The organism is Paludibacterium paludis (assembly GCF_018802605.1).
In the GTDB taxonomy this organism is placed as follows: domain Bacteria; phylum Pseudomonadota; class Gammaproteobacteria; order Burkholderiales; family Chromobacteriaceae; genus Paludibacterium; species Paludibacterium paludis.
This window is the reverse complement of sequence record NZ_CP069161.1, coordinates 1,092,532-1,106,504: the sequence shown is the minus strand read 5'-3', so window position 1 is coordinate 1,106,504 and position 13,973 is coordinate 1,092,532. Positions and strand designations below refer to the sequence as shown.

At 59.8% G+C, this 13,973-nt stretch carries 18 protein-coding genes; 4 read left to right on the top strand and 14 right to left on the bottom strand.

Annotated elements, in window-relative coordinates:
* The first annotated feature begins 53 nt into the window (after window positions 1-53).
* The gene (locus tag JNO50_RS05030) at window positions 54-326 is read left to right on the top strand and encodes a DUF4936 family protein (RefSeq protein ID WP_189532211.1); all 273 of its coding nucleotides are present in this window, start codon (window positions 54-56) and stop codon (window positions 324-326) included.
* 63 nt (window positions 327-389) lie between these two features.
* Here JNO50_RS05030 and JNO50_RS05025 read toward each other — a convergent pair whose 3' ends face one another.
* Window positions 390-698 (bottom strand): hypothetical protein, encoded by a 309-nt coding sequence (locus JNO50_RS05025; RefSeq protein WP_189532209.1) that lies wholly within the window; start codon window positions 696-698, stop codon window positions 390-392.
* 370 nt (window positions 699-1,068) lie between these two features.
* On the opposite strand from JNO50_RS05025, the gene JNO50_RS05020 reads away from it, so the two are divergent.
* Window positions 1,069-1,440, top strand: coding sequence for a cupin domain-containing protein (locus tag JNO50_RS05020; protein WP_189532207.1), 372 nt, complete (start codon window positions 1,069-1,071; stop codon window positions 1,438-1,440).
* Here the strand turns inward: JNO50_RS05020 and JNO50_RS05015 are convergent.
* The 12 genes from JNO50_RS05015 to JNO50_RS04960 form a co-directional block, all read right to left on the bottom strand.
* Complete coding sequence (locus tag JNO50_RS05015) at window positions 1,430-2,239, bottom strand: hypothetical protein (protein ID WP_189532205.1); 810 nt, start codon at window positions 2,237-2,239, stop codon at window positions 1,430-1,432. The genes JNO50_RS05020 and JNO50_RS05015 overlap by 11 nt on opposite strands.
* 331 nt (window positions 2,240-2,570) lie before the next feature.
* Window positions 2,571-3,410 carry an EAL domain-containing protein gene (locus JNO50_RS05010; protein WP_189532203.1) on the bottom strand — a complete coding sequence of 280 codons (840 nt, stop codon included), beginning with the start codon at window positions 3,408-3,410 and terminating at the stop codon, window positions 2,571-2,573.
* A 195-nt stretch (window positions 3,411-3,605) separates the two neighbouring features.
* On the bottom strand, window positions 3,606-4,217 hold the full coding sequence (locus tag JNO50_RS05005) for a DUF5610 domain-containing protein (protein WP_215796502.1): 612 nt from the start codon (window positions 4,215-4,217) through the stop codon (window positions 3,606-3,608).
* 93 nt (window positions 4,218-4,310) lie between these two features.
* Complete coding sequence (gene pabC / locus JNO50_RS05000) at window positions 4,311-5,102, bottom strand: aminodeoxychorismate lyase (protein WP_189532201.1); 792 nt, start codon at window positions 5,100-5,102, stop codon at window positions 4,311-4,313.
* Between the two features lie 255 nt (window positions 5,103-5,357).
* Window positions 5,358-6,599, bottom strand: coding sequence for a beta-ketoacyl-ACP synthase II (gene fabF / locus JNO50_RS04995; protein ID WP_189532199.1), 1,242 nt, complete (start codon window positions 6,597-6,599; stop codon window positions 5,358-5,360).
* 156 nt (window positions 6,600-6,755) lie between these two features.
* A complete protein-coding gene (acpP, locus tag JNO50_RS04990) occupies window positions 6,756-6,995 on the bottom strand; it encodes an acyl carrier protein (protein ID WP_189532197.1) in 240 nt (79 codons plus the stop codon).
* Window positions 6,996-7,106: 111 nt separating this feature from the next.
* Window positions 7,107-7,841, bottom strand: a complete 735-nt coding sequence (gene fabG, locus JNO50_RS04985) for a 3-oxoacyl-ACP reductase FabG (protein WP_189532195.1) — start codon at window positions 7,839-7,841, stop codon at window positions 7,107-7,109.
* A 16-nt stretch (window positions 7,842-7,857) separates the two neighbouring features.
* Complete coding sequence (gene fabD / locus JNO50_RS04980; RefSeq protein ID WP_189532192.1) at window positions 7,858-8,787, bottom strand: ACP S-malonyltransferase; 930 nt, start codon at window positions 8,785-8,787, stop codon at window positions 7,858-7,860.
* 17 nt (window positions 8,788-8,804) lie between these two features.
* Window positions 8,805-9,764 (bottom strand): beta-ketoacyl-ACP synthase III, encoded by a 960-nt coding sequence (locus JNO50_RS04975; RefSeq protein WP_189532190.1) that lies wholly within the window; start codon window positions 9,762-9,764, stop codon window positions 8,805-8,807.
* A gap of 11 nt (window positions 9,765-9,775) precedes the next feature.
* The gene (gene plsX / locus JNO50_RS04970) at window positions 9,776-10,813 is read right to left on the bottom strand and encodes a phosphate acyltransferase PlsX (RefSeq protein WP_189532537.1); all 1,038 of its coding nucleotides are present in this window, start codon (window positions 10,811-10,813) and stop codon (window positions 9,776-9,778) included.
* 58 nt (window positions 10,814-10,871) lie between these two features.
* A complete protein-coding gene (gene rpmF / locus JNO50_RS04965; RefSeq protein WP_189532188.1) occupies window positions 10,872-11,051 on the bottom strand; it encodes a 50S ribosomal protein L32 in 180 nt (59 codons plus the stop codon).
* 32 nt (window positions 11,052-11,083) lie between these two features.
* Complete coding sequence (locus JNO50_RS04960) at window positions 11,084-11,593, bottom strand: YceD family protein (RefSeq protein ID WP_189532186.1); 510 nt, start codon at window positions 11,591-11,593, stop codon at window positions 11,084-11,086.
* Between the two features lie 60 nt (window positions 11,594-11,653).
* On the opposite strand from JNO50_RS04960, the gene JNO50_RS04955 reads away from it, so the two are divergent.
* Both JNO50_RS04955 and JNO50_RS04950 read left to right on the top strand, forming a co-directional pair.
* Window positions 11,654-12,232, top strand: coding sequence for a Maf family protein (locus JNO50_RS04955; RefSeq protein ID WP_189532183.1), 579 nt, complete (start codon window positions 11,654-11,656; stop codon window positions 12,230-12,232).
* On the top strand, window positions 12,232-12,933 hold the full coding sequence (locus JNO50_RS04950; RefSeq protein WP_189532181.1) for an SAM-dependent methyltransferase: 702 nt from the start codon (window positions 12,232-12,234) through the stop codon (window positions 12,931-12,933). Before JNO50_RS04955 ends, JNO50_RS04950 begins: the two co-directional genes overlap by 1 nt.
* Here JNO50_RS04950 and JNO50_RS04945 read toward each other — a convergent pair.
* Entirely contained in the window at window positions 12,930-13,781 is an 852-nt protein-coding gene (locus tag JNO50_RS04945; RefSeq protein ID WP_189532179.1) for a Rossmann-like and DUF2520 domain-containing protein, read from the bottom strand. The genes JNO50_RS04950 and JNO50_RS04945 overlap by 4 nt on opposite strands.
* Window positions 13,782-13,973: the final 192 nt, after the last annotated feature.

Sequence of the window (13,973 nt, the reverse complement as noted above, 5' to 3'; positions counted from 1 at the left end):
ACCTACCCATGAATTGGCTTATCATAAGCCAAATTTTCCCGGAGCGACCGCCGATGAAGCGCAATGTTTACATCTACTACCGGCTGACAGGCATCGACAGCCCCGATGCCGAGACACTCAAGGCGATGCAGGCTTGGCTGGCCGAACACGGCGGCGTGCGTGGAAGACTGATGCGAAAATGCGATGACGCGACAACGTGGATGGAGGTTTACGAAGGGATCGCGGACCAGGAGGCCTTTGCCGCCGCCTTGTCCGACGCGCTAAGGCGTCACGGCATCGGCAAGGAAGGACGGCATATCGAATGGTTTGTAGAAAATACCGACTAAGCACAAGGTTCCGGGATCCCGCCCGCCTTGCGGCCTCGCCCATTGCACCATCAAGCGGTCGCCTCAGGGTGGAGCCCCACCGGCCTGCCGCCTGAGCATGGCGATCATTCCGGCGAGGTAATGAGCCTGAATGGGCCGCTCGTCCAGGTGATGCAGGAGCCTGGAAATCCCGTCCAGCACTTCGTTCATTGTGTGCAAGGAGCCGCTGACCCTATCCAGCAACTGCCGTGATTCGCCGCAGGCAACCATGATCTGCGATAAATGCCAGTGCATTGCCGTACGTCTCTCGCCTGGAGGCAGGTCATCCACCAAGCGCTGCAATTGCGTCAGCGCCATCCCGATGAATTCCATCTTGTCGACTGAACTGTTCATGATGATATCTCTAAAAGCTCATTTTTCTAGCAAAACAGCATGAACAAAATATGGCATCCAATACCCCACACTAACCATTCGACATTCGAACCGACCCCAAAAGCAAAATGTGAAATCACAAAAAACAATGACAACCAAAAAATCCGGCAACTTTCAATTCCGACACCAGTCACAGTCAATATTGGACAGCCAAACCGACAACGGCCGGCACAATACCAATTAGCCACATCCCGGTCATACCATTTGGCCCAACGCCAAGCAGGATAACCAAGATGCGCAAAAAAAATAAGTCCAATTTACTGGAGAAACGCGACTGACACGCAACTCCATACACTATTTTTCACGTCACAATGACAATAGGTTATTAAAAATGGAAATTATAAACTGGGATACAACGCTGCACTCAGGCGTTTGCGACACGATCGCCGGCATAACCATCGTCAAACTACTGGGGGATGAATCATTCGGCACCTATATCACCCGTATTGCGCCGGGCCATCGTGTCAATCCCCATTATCACCATCAAGGAGAAGAACACTACCACATTCTGTCAGGGGAGGGAGAAATACACCTCGCGGGCATGACTGACGGCACCAGGCAATCCTGTCGAGTCGGTGCCCGGTGCTCGTTTTCCATTCCTCCCATGGTGGAGCATTCATTGATCAATAACGGCGAGGAGCCACTGGTGCTGATGTTCAGTTGTCCGGCATCGCATCTTGGTTCGGATCGCTTCACCCGATAGGCTTGGATCCGATCAAGCGCTTGAATAGCGATTGCGGCATTTTCCGATGAACCCCAAGACCGATCAGGGCATCGCGCAGAGCACTGACTGTCGCGGACGGCAGGCCGATCTTCTCGCAAATCCTGTTTTTGCTTTTGATGATGGAATCGGCCACACGCGCCTTCCCATGAGTCTTGGGACGGTATTTGTTCATGAAAGCGGCTATCTGGCCGAAATCCCAATTCAATAACAGCAAGAAGCAGATTTCCTGCTCGTATTCGGTCAACGTCACCGAGTCGATGTCCAGGCTTCCTTCCACCTGCTCGATGCTGCAGCCCCCCCCGAATTCCAGAATATAGTTCGGCATCAGGCTCAAGAAATTGGCTATCTGAATTTCGTATCCATGGTAAATCGTGCCCAACACAGAGTTAGAGTCGAAATGTTTGAGCAGATGCTTGGAAAATACCCTGGCATGGAGCCCGTCGCCGTAATGATGAACATTAAGCATTGTCATGCTCTTGTTGATATTTCCTCCATGGATCAGTTGCCGATCTTCTCGGATAAAGCAGTCGGCAAATTGCGCGGTTCCCTCGCAGGGCATGTCATAATCCATACGCCCTTCCACATCTCGGCCATACTGCAATGAAACTATTTTTGCAAAATGATCAGTGGAAAGAATATGGCGTGATGTTACATCCTTCACTCCAAACAATGTATCATTCGTCTGATCAGACAGCAGCTGAATGGTTTCCTTGAATTTCTCCACGAAACAACGCTGCTCTTCGGTGAAGTCCTCTGGCAAAACAATCGAGTAAGACATAGCACCTCCTCCGGACTCATTTCGTATCTGCCTCTCAGATTTTCCATTTGACTGATATTCAAGAATTCACGAAGGCATTTCTTATGCTTTATTTATATTTATCTTTTGCATGAGAATGACAGATTAATCCGCCGGCCAAGATTCCTCATTTCGGATTCGTTAATTCAAGAATACAGAGGAATTATGAAATAGCCGAATGCGGACTTCCATCAGCCGAAGAGAAGTCAGAACCGGGAAAGTCATGCCGCCATACCGGAAGCGGTCTTTCTTGCCCGGTAAAAAAAGAGAATCCCAACGATCAGGATCACACCATAAGCGGTTATTCAGAACATCACAAAACGACAAACGCCTCGGGTCGCCCCAGGTGATAGCCCTGGGCAAAATCACAGCCCGCTTCACGGGCGATCGCGAGCTGCCATTCGCTCTCGATGCCTTCGGCAATGACCCTGGCCTCGTTCAGGTGCAGGATGTCGACAAGGCTGGCCAGTTTGTCTCGAAGATCCGGGCGCATCAGGGCACGCCGCATCAACCGTTTGTCGATCTTGACGAAATCGGGCTCGAGCATCCAGACGCGTTCAAGGTTGGAAGCGCCCTGCCCGAAATCGTCAAGGGCAATGGCAAACCCCAACTGACGGTAGCGTTGTACGGCAAGGAGCAATCGTGCCGGATCATCGACAGCATCTTCGACGATTTCGAGACAAACCAGGGCCGGATCCATGCCCAGCTTTTCCAGCACGGTGGAGAAAAACTGCCCGTGATGTTCGCTGACATTGGCAAGATGCCGGGCATTGACATTGAGGAAGAGCATCCTCGCCGACATCCGGCTTTGCCGGTAATTGGCGACATGCAGGCAGCGCAGCAAGCGATCGAGATACACAGTGCGGCGAGGTGATGTTTCCGCGGCAAACAACATGGGCGGGGGAATCGGATGCCCGTTTCCGTCCCTGACTCTGACAAGCGCTTCCGCGCCCATATAGCCGGGCGCCTCATCCGTCGCGCGGAGCGAAAAAACCGGCTGGAACACCGAGGAGAACGTCCAGTCTTCATGCAAGGCGGAAATCCGCCCCGCCTGGTGGACAAGAGGCGATGGCTCGAATCCCAAGGCGGTCAGCAGCGGATTGAGAACGACGGCGACCGGCTCCACTCCCGCATCCGGCAAAGGGATGTCCATCAGACTCGTCATAGTCGGCCCGGCAGAAAGAAGCCGGGCCCTTGGGCCCGGCCTGAGATATCACACGAATCCCATTACATTGAGAGGAGGAACGCAAGACCGGCGATCCCGTGATCGACCGGCGTGTCCTCACTATAACGCACTCCCGTTATCCTAAAAAATAATCTGATACTATCTTTTTATTACCAAAAGGTATTAAGCGTTTTTATCCGCACCGGTTCCCGTTCCGCCACCGGATGCGTCCGTTCCTGTCATTTTGGACAAGAACGAATCCAGACCTTTTTGTACCAGATCATAGGTCTTGTCGATATTGCTGGCGACATCGCCTTGCAGCACGTTGAGCGACTTGAGAATATCCCGGCCCTCCTTGAATCCCTTGTCGACACCGGAACGGATGATGTCGACAAACTTCTTCGCGACCTCCTTCGGATCTTCGCCGGGATGCTGGGCCGAATAGGCCCCGTACAGGCCGGTCGACATCGCCACGATGCGCGCGGCGGTCGCTTCGGGCGAGTTGTCCTGATTCGAGGCATGCTGAATGGCATCGGGGCCGAGAGAGGGTTCGAGCTCCTCGTTGATTTTGTCGATGGCCGCCCGGAAAACCAGTTGCTGTGACTGATTGCCGCTGTTGATCGACACTTCCAGCGATGCTTTGAGAATCTGCACGTTGGATTCGGACTTGACCTTCATCTCGATACTGGTGGCACTGGCCGGCGTACCGGTTTTGCCGGTTTGCGAAGCGGCCGTTCCGGCGGCCTGCGCACCGCCTGTCAAAGACTGCGTACTGCCCGTGGGAATAGTGGACATGGGACCTCCTGATGGGGTGGATCCGGAATGGCGACCGCTGGCGATCACCCTGCTTTCCATTATCGACCGGCGTAAAGAAAAGTTAAGCCGGAATCAGCGGCGCTCCGCCCAGCGGCTCGCCAGTTCGCCAGCGGCGGGAAACGCCGTCCAGCGTCGTCCATCCAGTTCTGCCACAGGCCAAATACCGGCCAGACTATTGCCGAACCACACCTCATCGGCCGCCAACACCTCGGCGAGCGTCAAGCGCTCGGATCTCACATGGCGCACACCGGCGAGCCATGCCAAAAAACAGCCATTCACACCACAACGATCCAGCCGCGGAGTCAGCAACTCCCCGCCCCGAACCAGAACCAGGTTGGACATGGTTCCCTCGACAACAAAGCCTTCGGAGTCGAGCAGCAGCCCTTCTCGGATAGAAGGATCGCGCCACTCCGAGCGGGCCAGCACCTGTTCGAGCCGGTTCAGATGCTTGATGCCCGCGAGCCGGGGCTGCAAGGCAAGACGCAGATCGCAGACACGCGCGGTAATGCCGTCGCGATTCCACTCCGGCGGATAACCTGGCCACTCGAAGGCCGCGACCAGCCGCGCGGGAACGGTCTCATCGGGGATCGCATAACCGCGGCGGCCCGATCCCCGGGTCAGGATGATCTTGGCGATGGCGCGACGCATGCCCGCCGACTCGGCGCGAACCTCGTCAAGCAGTATGTCGGCGTCGGGCGCGGGCAAACCGAGGCTCGCCGCATCGCGCGCCAGGCAGGAGAAATGCAGATCCCACAGCAATGGCTGTCCTTCGCGGCACTCCAGAGTGCGATACACACCGTCTCCATATGCCAGCCCCCGGTCTCCGGCATCGATGGTGTGTTGGGCTATGCCATTGACCAGCATTGTCCGTTCTCCACATTAACATACCAGGCGACATGGGTTCTCTTTGCACCGCATGCCCGTCCGGATCGACTCCGAACCGGTTAATCCGACGGTATCTTTCCCCGGGCGAAAACGCAACCAGCATGATGTGCCCCGTATTGCGCAAGAGGGCAGAACGCAAGATCCGGCCTACTCCGCCATCGTTGCACCAACTACTTGGCATAAAAAAACCGCTGCGATACCGCAGCGGTTTTGGCCGAAGGTGAATTCCGGAAATCAGGCGCGCCTGAAAACCAGCGTGCCGTTGGTGCCACCAAACCCGAACGAGTTGGAGATCGCCACACGGATCGGCATCTGGCGGGCGCCTTCCTTGACGTAATCCAGATCGCAACCGGCTTCGATATCCTGTTCGTCGATATTGATGGTCGGCGGCGAGACCTGATGGTACAGGGCCAGGATCGAATAGATCGCCTCGACGCCACCGGCGCCGCCCAGCAGATGGCCGGTCATCGACTTGGTGGAGTTCACCACCGCCTTGTAGGCATGATCCCCCAGCGCCATTTTCAGTGCCACGGTCTCATTGGCGTCCCCCAGCGGAGTGGATGTGCCGTGGGCGTTGATGTAGTCCACTTCGTCCGCATTGACACGGGCGTCGCGCAAGGCGTTGGTCACACCGCGGGCCGGGCCTTCGCTAGAAGGGGCGGTGATATGGTGAGCATCGGAGCTCATGCCGAAGCCGGCCAGTTCCGCATAAATGCGGGCGCCGCGCTTGACCGCGTGCTCGTAATCCTCGAGCACCACCACGCCGGCTCCTTCGCCCATGACGAAACCGTCACGTCCCTTGTCCCACGGGCGGGAGGCGGCGGCCGGATCGTCGTTGCGGGTGGAGAGCGCCTTCATCGCAGCGAAGCCCCCGATGCCGAGGCGCGAGATGGCGCCTTCCGCACCGCCGGCCACCATGATGTCGGCGTCGCCGTACTGGATCAGTCGCGCGGCATCGCCGATGCAATGCGCACCGGTGGTGCACGCGGACACAATACCGTAGCTCGGTCCCTGGAATCCCTTGAGAATGGAAACCTGGCCGGCGATCAGATTGATCAGGGAACCCGGAATGAAGAACGGACCGATCTTGCGCGGGCCGCCCTGCATCAGATCCACACCGGTTTCCTCGATCAGCGGCAAGCCGCCGATGCCCGAGCCGATATTGACACCGACACGGGTACGGTCGAGGCCGGGGATGTCGTCCAGACCGGCATCGGCGATCGCCTGCAGCGCGGCGGCGATGCCGTAATGAATGAACAGGTCGTTGCGACGCGCTTCTTTCGGCGAGATATAGTCGCCAATGGCAAAGTCCTTGACCTCGCCAGCGATCTGGCACGCCATGTCGCTGGCATCGAAACGGGTAATGGCGGCGATGCCGGACTTGCCGGCCAGCAGGTTGGCCCAGCCGGTGGCGACATCGTTGCCCACCGGGGACACATGGCCCAGGCCGGTAATGACTACTCTTCGTTTGGACACGGGGCTTTCTCCGCGTAGGGAGGGAGGGCCTACTCCCGAATGCATGTTGATCAGGTTAAAACGGATTCAAACGGTTGTTTGGAACCCGTTCGCAAAAAGACCCCTGTCCGCGGTGCATGACACCGACGACAGAGGTCCCCGTCAGATCGAACCGGATTACTTGTTCAGGTGGGCCGTCACGTAGTCGATGGCTTGTTGAACGGTGGTGATCTTCTCGGCTTCTTCGTCGGGGATCTCGCACTCGAACTCTTCTTCCAGTGCCATCACGAGTTCAACGGTGTCAAGGGAATCGGCGCCCAGGTCGTCTACGAAAGAAGATTCGACCTTGACTTCGGCTTCGTTGACGCCGAGTTGTTCAGCAACGATCTTCTTAACACGCTGTTCGATGTTTTCCATTTGTTTAAACCCTTTACCTTTCTGTCTCGGGATAACAAAACCCGAGTATTCTACAAAAAAAAATTAGAGTAGCCTACCTAAATTCAGCGAAATTCCTGAAAACTGCGCCGATCACGGCATCAGCATGCCACCGTTGACATGCAGGGTTTGTCCGGTGATATACGACGCTCTCTCCGATGCCAGGAAAACCACGGCATCGGCGATATCCTTCGCATCGCCCAGCCGGCCGAGCGAGATCTGCCCGACCAGCGCCTCGCGCTGCGCTTCGGGCAGGGCGCGGGTCATGTCGGTGTCGATGAAGCCCGGCGCGACACAGTTGACGGTGATGCCACGGCTTCCGACCTCACGCGCCATCGATTTGGTAAAACCGATGATGCCCGCCTTGGCCGCAGCATAATTGGCTTGTCCGGCATTGCCCATCACGCCGACAACCGACGCGATATTGACGATGCGCCCGGAACGCGCCTTCATCATGCCGCGCAGCACGGCCTTGGAAGCCTTGAAAACCGACTTCAGATTGGTCTCCATGATCGCATCCCAATCCTCGTCCTTCATTCTCAGGAGCAGAGTATCACGAGTGATGCCGGCGTTATTGACAAGAATCGCGATTTCACCGAATTCAGCGGTGATTTCATCCATCAAGCGCTCAACCGCGCCCTCTTCGGTGACGTTCAATACGCGTCCGGCGCAACCTGCTCCCAGGCGCTCGCCGATCGCGGCCGCCCCGCTCTCGCTCGTTGCCGTGCCGATCACCTTCGCGCCTTCGGCGGCCAGGGCTTCGGCGATGGCGGCGCCGATACCGCGCGAGGCACCGGTAACGACCGCGACTTTATCTTTCAACAGCATGGGATTTTCTCCTCACTCAGGCCAATTCCGCGAGCGCCGCATCCATGGCGGCCATATCGGTCAGGGCAAAACACTTGACGTTGCCATCGATGCGCTTGGCAAGACCGGCCAGCACCTTGCCCGGTCCGCACTCGGCCATCCTGGTGATGCCGCCGCCAGCGAGCGCGGCGACCGTTTCGGTCCATCGCACGGGGCTGTACAACTGGCGCACCAGCGCATCGCGGATCGCATCCGGCTCCTCGTGGCAGGTCACGTCCACATTATGCGTCACGTTGATGACAGGGGTATGGATGATCACATCGGCCAGAGCCGCGGCCAGACGATCCGCGGCGGGACGCATCAACGCGCAATGGGAAGGCACCGAAACCGGCAGCGGCAACGCCCGTTTCGCGCCGCGGGTCTTGCACGCTTCCATGGCGCGCTCGACCGCGGCCTTGCCTCCGGCGATGACAACCTGGCCTGGAGAATTGAAATTGACCGCTTCGACCACTTCGCCTTGCGCCGTTTCGGCACAGGCCGCGCGGATGGACTCGTCGTCAAGACCAAGGATGGCGGCCATCGCTCCCGCGCCTTCCGGTACCGCTTCCTGCATGGCGACGGCGCGCAGACGAACCAGGCGTAGCGCATCCTCGAAGGCCAGGGCGCCGGCGGCGACAAGCGCCGTGTACTCGCCAAGGCTGTGCCCGGCCAGAGCGACCGGCAACTGCCCGCCGCGTGCCTGCCAGGCTCGCCAGACGGCGACGCCGGCCGTCAACATGACAGGCTGGGTATTCACGGTGGCATTGATGGCGTCGGCCGTGGGGGCGCCAAGCATGGCCCACAGATCCTCGCCCAGCACTCGGGAGGCTTCGTCGAATGTTTCCCGCACCACGGGCAACTCGGCGAAACCGTCCATCATGCCGAGGCTCTGGGACCCCTGTCCCGGGAAAAGAAAGGCAAAAGCCATAGTCTCTCCAGTGAAATTCAGATTTCAAGCAGAACGGCGCCCCAGGCGAAACCGCCGCCGATACCTTCTAGCAGGATGGTTTGACCGGGCTGAATGCGGCCGTCACGGACGGCCGCGTCAAGAGCCAGGGGAATGGAAGCGGCCGAGGTATTGCCCTGCTCCGGCAGGGTCACCACCACGCGCTCCATCGGCAGGCCCAGATGGCGGGCCGTCGCTTCGATGATGCGCAGGTTGGCCTGATGCGGCACCAGCCAGTCGAGCCGGCTCTGCGGCATTCCCGCCTCTGCGAGCGTACGCGACGCGATGTCCGACAGAGCCTTGACGGCGAACTTGAACACCGCCGGGCCGTCCATGTTCAGATAGGGCAAACCCTGGATCTTGCCGCCGGCGATCTGGGCCGGTGTGTTGAGAATATCCTTGTAACGTCCATCGGCCGCAAGCTTGGCATGCAGGATGCCGGGCGAATCGGAAGCTCCGAGGATCACGGCGCCCGCGCCATCGCCGAACAGCACGCTGGTGCGTCGGTCTTCCCAGTCGAGGATGCGCGAGATGATCTCGGCCCCCACCACCAGGGCGGTACGGGCCATGCCGCTCTTGATGTAATTGTGCGCGGTGGTCAGCGCGTAGATGAAACCACTGCAGACCGCCTGGACATCGAACGCCGGGCAGCCGTGAATGCCGAGTTTTTCCTGAAGCAGGCAAGCCGTGCTGGGAAACACCATGTCCGGCGTGGTCGTGGCCACGATGATCAGGTCGATGTCGGCGGGCGAAATGCCGGCGCGGGCGATGGCCTCGCGCGAGGCCCTGAGGGCCAGGTCGCTGGTCTTGTCCTGATCGTCGGCAATGCGGCGCGAACGAATGCCGGTACGGGAGACGATCCACTCGTCGCTCGTATCGACACGTTCGGCCAGCATCGCATTCGTGACCACATTGGCAGGCAGAAAACTGCCGGTGCCGAGAATGCGGGAATGCACCATAGAATGTAGAGTCAGTTCGCTTCCGCCTCGGATCGCTTGAGGTTTTGTAATTGATGGGCGACCCGGTCGGCGATGTGACCGATCACGTTGGAGCGGACTTCCTCGCGGGCCTGCTCCAGCGCGTAACGAAATCCCAGCTCGTCGGTTCCGCCGTGGCTTTTCACCACGATGCCCCGCAGCCCCAGAAAACTGGCGCCGTTGTAACGGCGGGTATCGACACGGTTCTTGAAGTGTCGCAGTACCGGCATCGCCGCCAGGGCACAGAGCCGTGTCCACCAGCTCCGCATGAGTTCTTCGCGCAGGAATGCGGCAATCATGTACGCCAGCCCCTCAGCTGATTTGAGCGCCACGTTGCCGACAAAACCGTCGCAGACTACCACATCTACAGTGCCTTTGTAGACGTCATTGCCTTCGACGTTACCATAAAAGTTAAGCTCGGAGCCGCGCAAGAGTTCCGCCGCGCGCTTGATGCTCTCGGTTCCCTTGATATCTTCGGAACCGATATTGAGCAACCCGACCGTCGGATTGGATCGCTGCTGCAAACAGGACACCAGCTCGGAACCCATGATGCCGAACTGCAGCAACTGCTCGGGCGAACTGTCGACATTGGCCCCCAGGTCCAGCATGCACGTCGTGCCCTTCACGGAGGGCATGAGCTTGGCAATGGCGGGGCGATCGATGCCGGGAATGGTTTTAAGGACGAAACGGGCCGTGGCCATGAGCGCGCCGGTATTACCGGCGGACACGGCCGCCTGGGCCTCGCCGGACTTGACGAGGTTGATGGCGACCCGCATCGAGGAATCTTTTTTGTTCTTCAGAGCCAGCTGCGGCGCCTCATCCATATCCACGACCTGAGAGGCGTGCTGGACACGGATGCGCTGACGCAACGCAGGATCGATGCCGGTCAGTTCCGCGTCGAGCGCGGCACTGTCACCAACAAGAACGAGACTGGCGTCGGAATGATCTTTGAGGAATCGGATCGATGCCGGGACGGTGACTTTGAGGCCAACGTCACCGCCCATTGCATCAACCGCTACGGTGATAGTCATCAACGTGTACGGTAGTTAACCTACCTGTTGTTATGAAAGACAGGAGGCTGGGATGAAATTACTCGCCTTTGGCCTTCACGACCTTGCGGCCGCGATAGAAGCCGTTCGGGCTGATGTGGTGGCGCAGGTGGGTTTCACCGGTGGACGGCTCCTTGGCCAGGGCCGGAGCAGTCAGAAAATCGTGGGCACGGTGCATGCCGCGCTTGGACGGGGATTTTTTGTTCTGTTGAACAGCCATGATCGACTCCTAAGAAATTCAAGCTAATACGGTTACTCGGACTTGGATCCCTTAAGCGTCGCCAGCACCGCGAACGGGTTGAGCCGGTCCGACTTGGCGCGCAAGAGATGTTCCTCCCCACACTCGCCGTGACTCGGCGAGAGGGGCAAGCCCATGATGATTTCGTCTTCGATCAGCGCCGCGACGTCGAACTCCTCGTCGGCGGCGACCAGCACCGCGTCGAGGGATTCGTCGGCTTCCACGGCCGCCTCCATCTTCGCTTCATCGGTGAACAGGGTGATCACCGAATCGGTTTCGAGCCGGAAGGCCATGTTGTCCAGGCAGCGCACGCAGGCGACGGTAACCTCTCCTTCCAGCACGAGCCTCAGGCAGGGCCGGTAAAGCGCATCGACGAAACCGGTCAGTGTCCAGGACACTTCCCCGCGCTCGTCGGCAAGGTCGCTCAGCACGCGCGCATCCAGCGCCGCCACGGCAAATTTGCCGGACTGCGCACGCCCTTCCCGGGCGTAACGGAGCGGATCGATCAAAATCGGGTTAGACATAAACGCAGCATGATATAATCCGGGACCACGTTTTGTCAAAAGAATCAAGCATTCACCACCATGCGACTCATTCTAGCCTCCACGTCCCCCTACCGCCGGGAAATCATCGCCCGCCTGGGCCTTCCTTTCGATGCCGTTGCGCCGGTCTGCGACGAAACCCCTCTTGAAGGCGAAACGGCGCTCGACACCGCGACCCGCCTCGCGCGCACCAAGGCCATGTCGCTCGCCGAACGCTTTCCTGACGCGCTGATCATCGGCTCGGACCAGGTCGCACTGCTGGACGGCCGCCAGATCGGCAAACCCGGATCGTTCGAGGACGGCGTGTGCATGTTGATGTGGATGGGCGGACGCACCGTCGTGTTTCACTCGGCTCTCGCCCTGTGCAATAGCCGCACCGGGCAGGTGCGCGAAACGGTCGGCATCACGCGCGTCACCCTGCGCCCGATCACCGAGAGCATGGCCCGAAACTACCTGACCCGGGAACCGGACGCGCTCAATTGCGCAGGTTCGGCCAAGAGCGAGGCGCTCGGGGGGGTATTGATGCAGCGCATCGAATCGGACGACCCGAACGCCCTGATCGGCGTACCATTATTCAATCTCGTCACGATGCTGACCGAAGAAGGCGTGGAGATCCTCTGATGCCGACACTGTTCCTGATCCCCGCCCCTCTTGGCGACGAGAACCGCGCCTGGCTGCCCGAACCGGACCGCGCCGCCGTGATCCACCTGCGCCATTTTGTCGTCGAATCGGAAAAAACCGCGCGCCGGCATCTGAAGGCGCTCGGTGTGGAAACCCCGATCCGCGAACTCTCGATGGGCACGCTCAATGAACACACGCCAGACAGCGATATCGATGCTCTGCTCGCTCCCCTGCTTGACGGACATGACGTCGGGCTGATCTCGGAAGCCGGATGTCCGGCGGTTGCCGACCCCGGCGCGCAACTGGTGGCGCGGGCGCACGCCCGCGGCATCCCGGTGATGCCGCTGATCGGGCCGTCGTCCATCCTGATGGCGCTGATGGCATCGGGCGCCAACGGCCAGTGTTTCAGTTTCCGGGGTTATCTCCCGGTCGAGCCCGCCGAACGCGCCAAAACACTCAAGACGCTGGAGGAAAGGTCACGCCGCGAAAATGAAACACAGTTGTTCATCGAGACGCCGTACCGCAACCACGCAATGCTCGAACACCTGCTCGCCGTGCTCTCGCCCGCGACGCGTCTTGCCGTCGCCTGCGACCTGACGCTGCCGGAACAACTCATCGTCAGCCATCGCGTCCGCGATTGGCCAAAAACCCTTCCCAACCTGCACAAGCGCCCGGCGATTTTTGTCGTTCACGCCGCTTAGCGGCCGCGAAGCAGGGCATCCAGCGCGCCGGCCCCCTCCCGGGACAGGCGCGCCTCGGCCAGTTCGAGCGTCGCCAACCCCATGGCCCGGTACGCGCCGTCCACGACGGCATCATCCGCCATCGCGGCGAGGTGGCGCGTCACGGTTCCCGCGTCGCCCCGCGAAATCGGCCCGGTCAGCGCCGCCGCGGGTCCCAGCGCCAACGTATTGCCGAGTGTCTGACTCATCAGCGCGCCGACCAGTTCACCGGCGACACCGGATTCCACACCCGCCTTCGACGCCATTTTCATGGCCAGCGCATTGAGCGCCACCAGATAATTCGCCGCCATCGACAAGGCGGCGTGATAGGCCGCCTTGCCGCCCGGAGACAGCCGAAACGGACGCCCTCCGATCGCGCGCACCCAGTCTTCCAGACCGGGCAGCGCCCGTGTGTCGCCTTCCAGCGCGCACAGCGTACCGGAAAACGCATCGAGACTGCGAAGCGGGTCGGCGAAGGACAGCGCGGGATGAACACTGGCGACAAGCGCTCCGCGTTCGGTCAACACCCCGAGCAAGGCGGATTCGGAAGCGCCGCTCGCATGAAAAACGGTATCGCCGGCCCGAACCCAGGGTCGCAACGTTTGCGCAACCGGGGCGATCGCGTCGTCGGGCACGGCAAGCAGCCACAGATCGGCAGCAGGCAGCGGACCGGCAGGATCGAGCGGCTCGCCTTCGCCAATGAAGGCGGCGGCCTCTTCACTCGTGGCAAGGCGGCGATTGCACAGCGCGCCGATGCGGACATGGCCGCGCGACAGGCGGCCCAGCACGCGGCCGACCCGGCCGGTGCCGATGATATTGAGGGTCGTCACCCGGAGTCTCCAGCAAAAACGGCCGCCCGCCAGGAAAACGGAGCGGCAAAGCCGGCATTGTGCTCCGCCCGGCGCTCGTTGGGCAACGTGTCGCAAAAAAGGCAAAACGGCGACACGTTATTTCACCCACCCGCTTTCTTCCTCCCGTCTGTCGCCCCCGGCCCCATGGCTATACTTCCTTCATACCGGATT

Excerpts from the sequence above, each read along its gene's own strand:
- JNO50_RS05030 (WP_189532211.1), top strand. The coding sequence starts at position 54 with ATGAAGCGCAATGTTTACATCTACTACCGGCTGACAGGCATCGACAGC.
- JNO50_RS04975 (WP_189532190.1), bottom strand. The coding sequence starts at position 9,764 with ATGGTGCATTCCCGCATTCTCGGCACCGGCAGTTTTCTGCCTGCCAAT.
- JNO50_RS04960 (WP_189532186.1), bottom strand. The coding sequence starts at position 11,593 with ATGTCTAACCCGATTTTGATCGATCCGCTCCGTTACGCCCGGGAAGGG.
- JNO50_RS05005 (WP_215796502.1), bottom strand. The coding sequence starts at position 4,217 with ATGTCCACTATTCCCACGGGCAGTACGCAGTCTTTGACAGGCGGTGCG.
- rpmF (WP_189532188.1), bottom strand. The coding sequence starts at position 11,051 with ATGGCTGTTCAACAGAACAAAAAATCCCCGTCCAAGCGCGGCATGCAC.
- pabC (WP_189532201.1), bottom strand. The coding sequence starts at position 5,102 with ATGCTGGTCAATGGCATAGCCCAACACACCATCGATGCCGGAGACCGG.
- fabG (WP_189532195.1), bottom strand. The coding sequence starts at position 7,841 with ATGCTGTTGAAAGATAAAGTCGCGGTCGTTACCGGTGCCTCGCGCGGT.
- JNO50_RS04950 (WP_189532181.1), top strand. The coding sequence starts at position 12,232 with ATGCCGACACTGTTCCTGATCCCCGCCCCTCTTGGCGACGAGAACCGC.
- fabD (WP_189532192.1), bottom strand. The coding sequence starts at position 8,787 with ATGGCTTTTGCCTTTCTTTTCCCGGGACAGGGGTCCCAGAGCCTCGGC.
- plsX (WP_189532537.1), bottom strand. The coding sequence starts at position 10,813 with ATGACTATCACCGTAGCGGTTGATGCAATGGGCGGTGACGTTGGCCTC.
- JNO50_RS05015 (WP_189532205.1), bottom strand. The coding sequence starts at position 2,239 with ATGTCTTACTCGATTGTTTTGCCAGAGGACTTCACCGAAGAGCAGCGT.
- acpP (WP_189532197.1), bottom strand. The coding sequence starts at position 6,995 with ATGGAAAACATCGAACAGCGTGTTAAGAAGATCGTTGCTGAACAACTC.
- JNO50_RS04955 (WP_189532183.1), top strand. The coding sequence starts at position 11,654 with ATGCGACTCATTCTAGCCTCCACGTCCCCCTACCGCCGGGAAATCATC.
- JNO50_RS05020 (WP_189532207.1), top strand. The coding sequence starts at position 1,069 with ATGGAAATTATAAACTGGGATACAACGCTGCACTCAGGCGTTTGCGAC.
- JNO50_RS05025 (WP_189532209.1), bottom strand. The coding sequence starts at position 698 with ATGAACAGTTCAGTCGACAAGATGGAATTCATCGGGATGGCGCTGACG.
- JNO50_RS05010 (WP_189532203.1), bottom strand. The coding sequence starts at position 3,410 with ATGGACATCCCTTTGCCGGATGCGGGAGTGGAGCCGGTCGCCGTCGTT.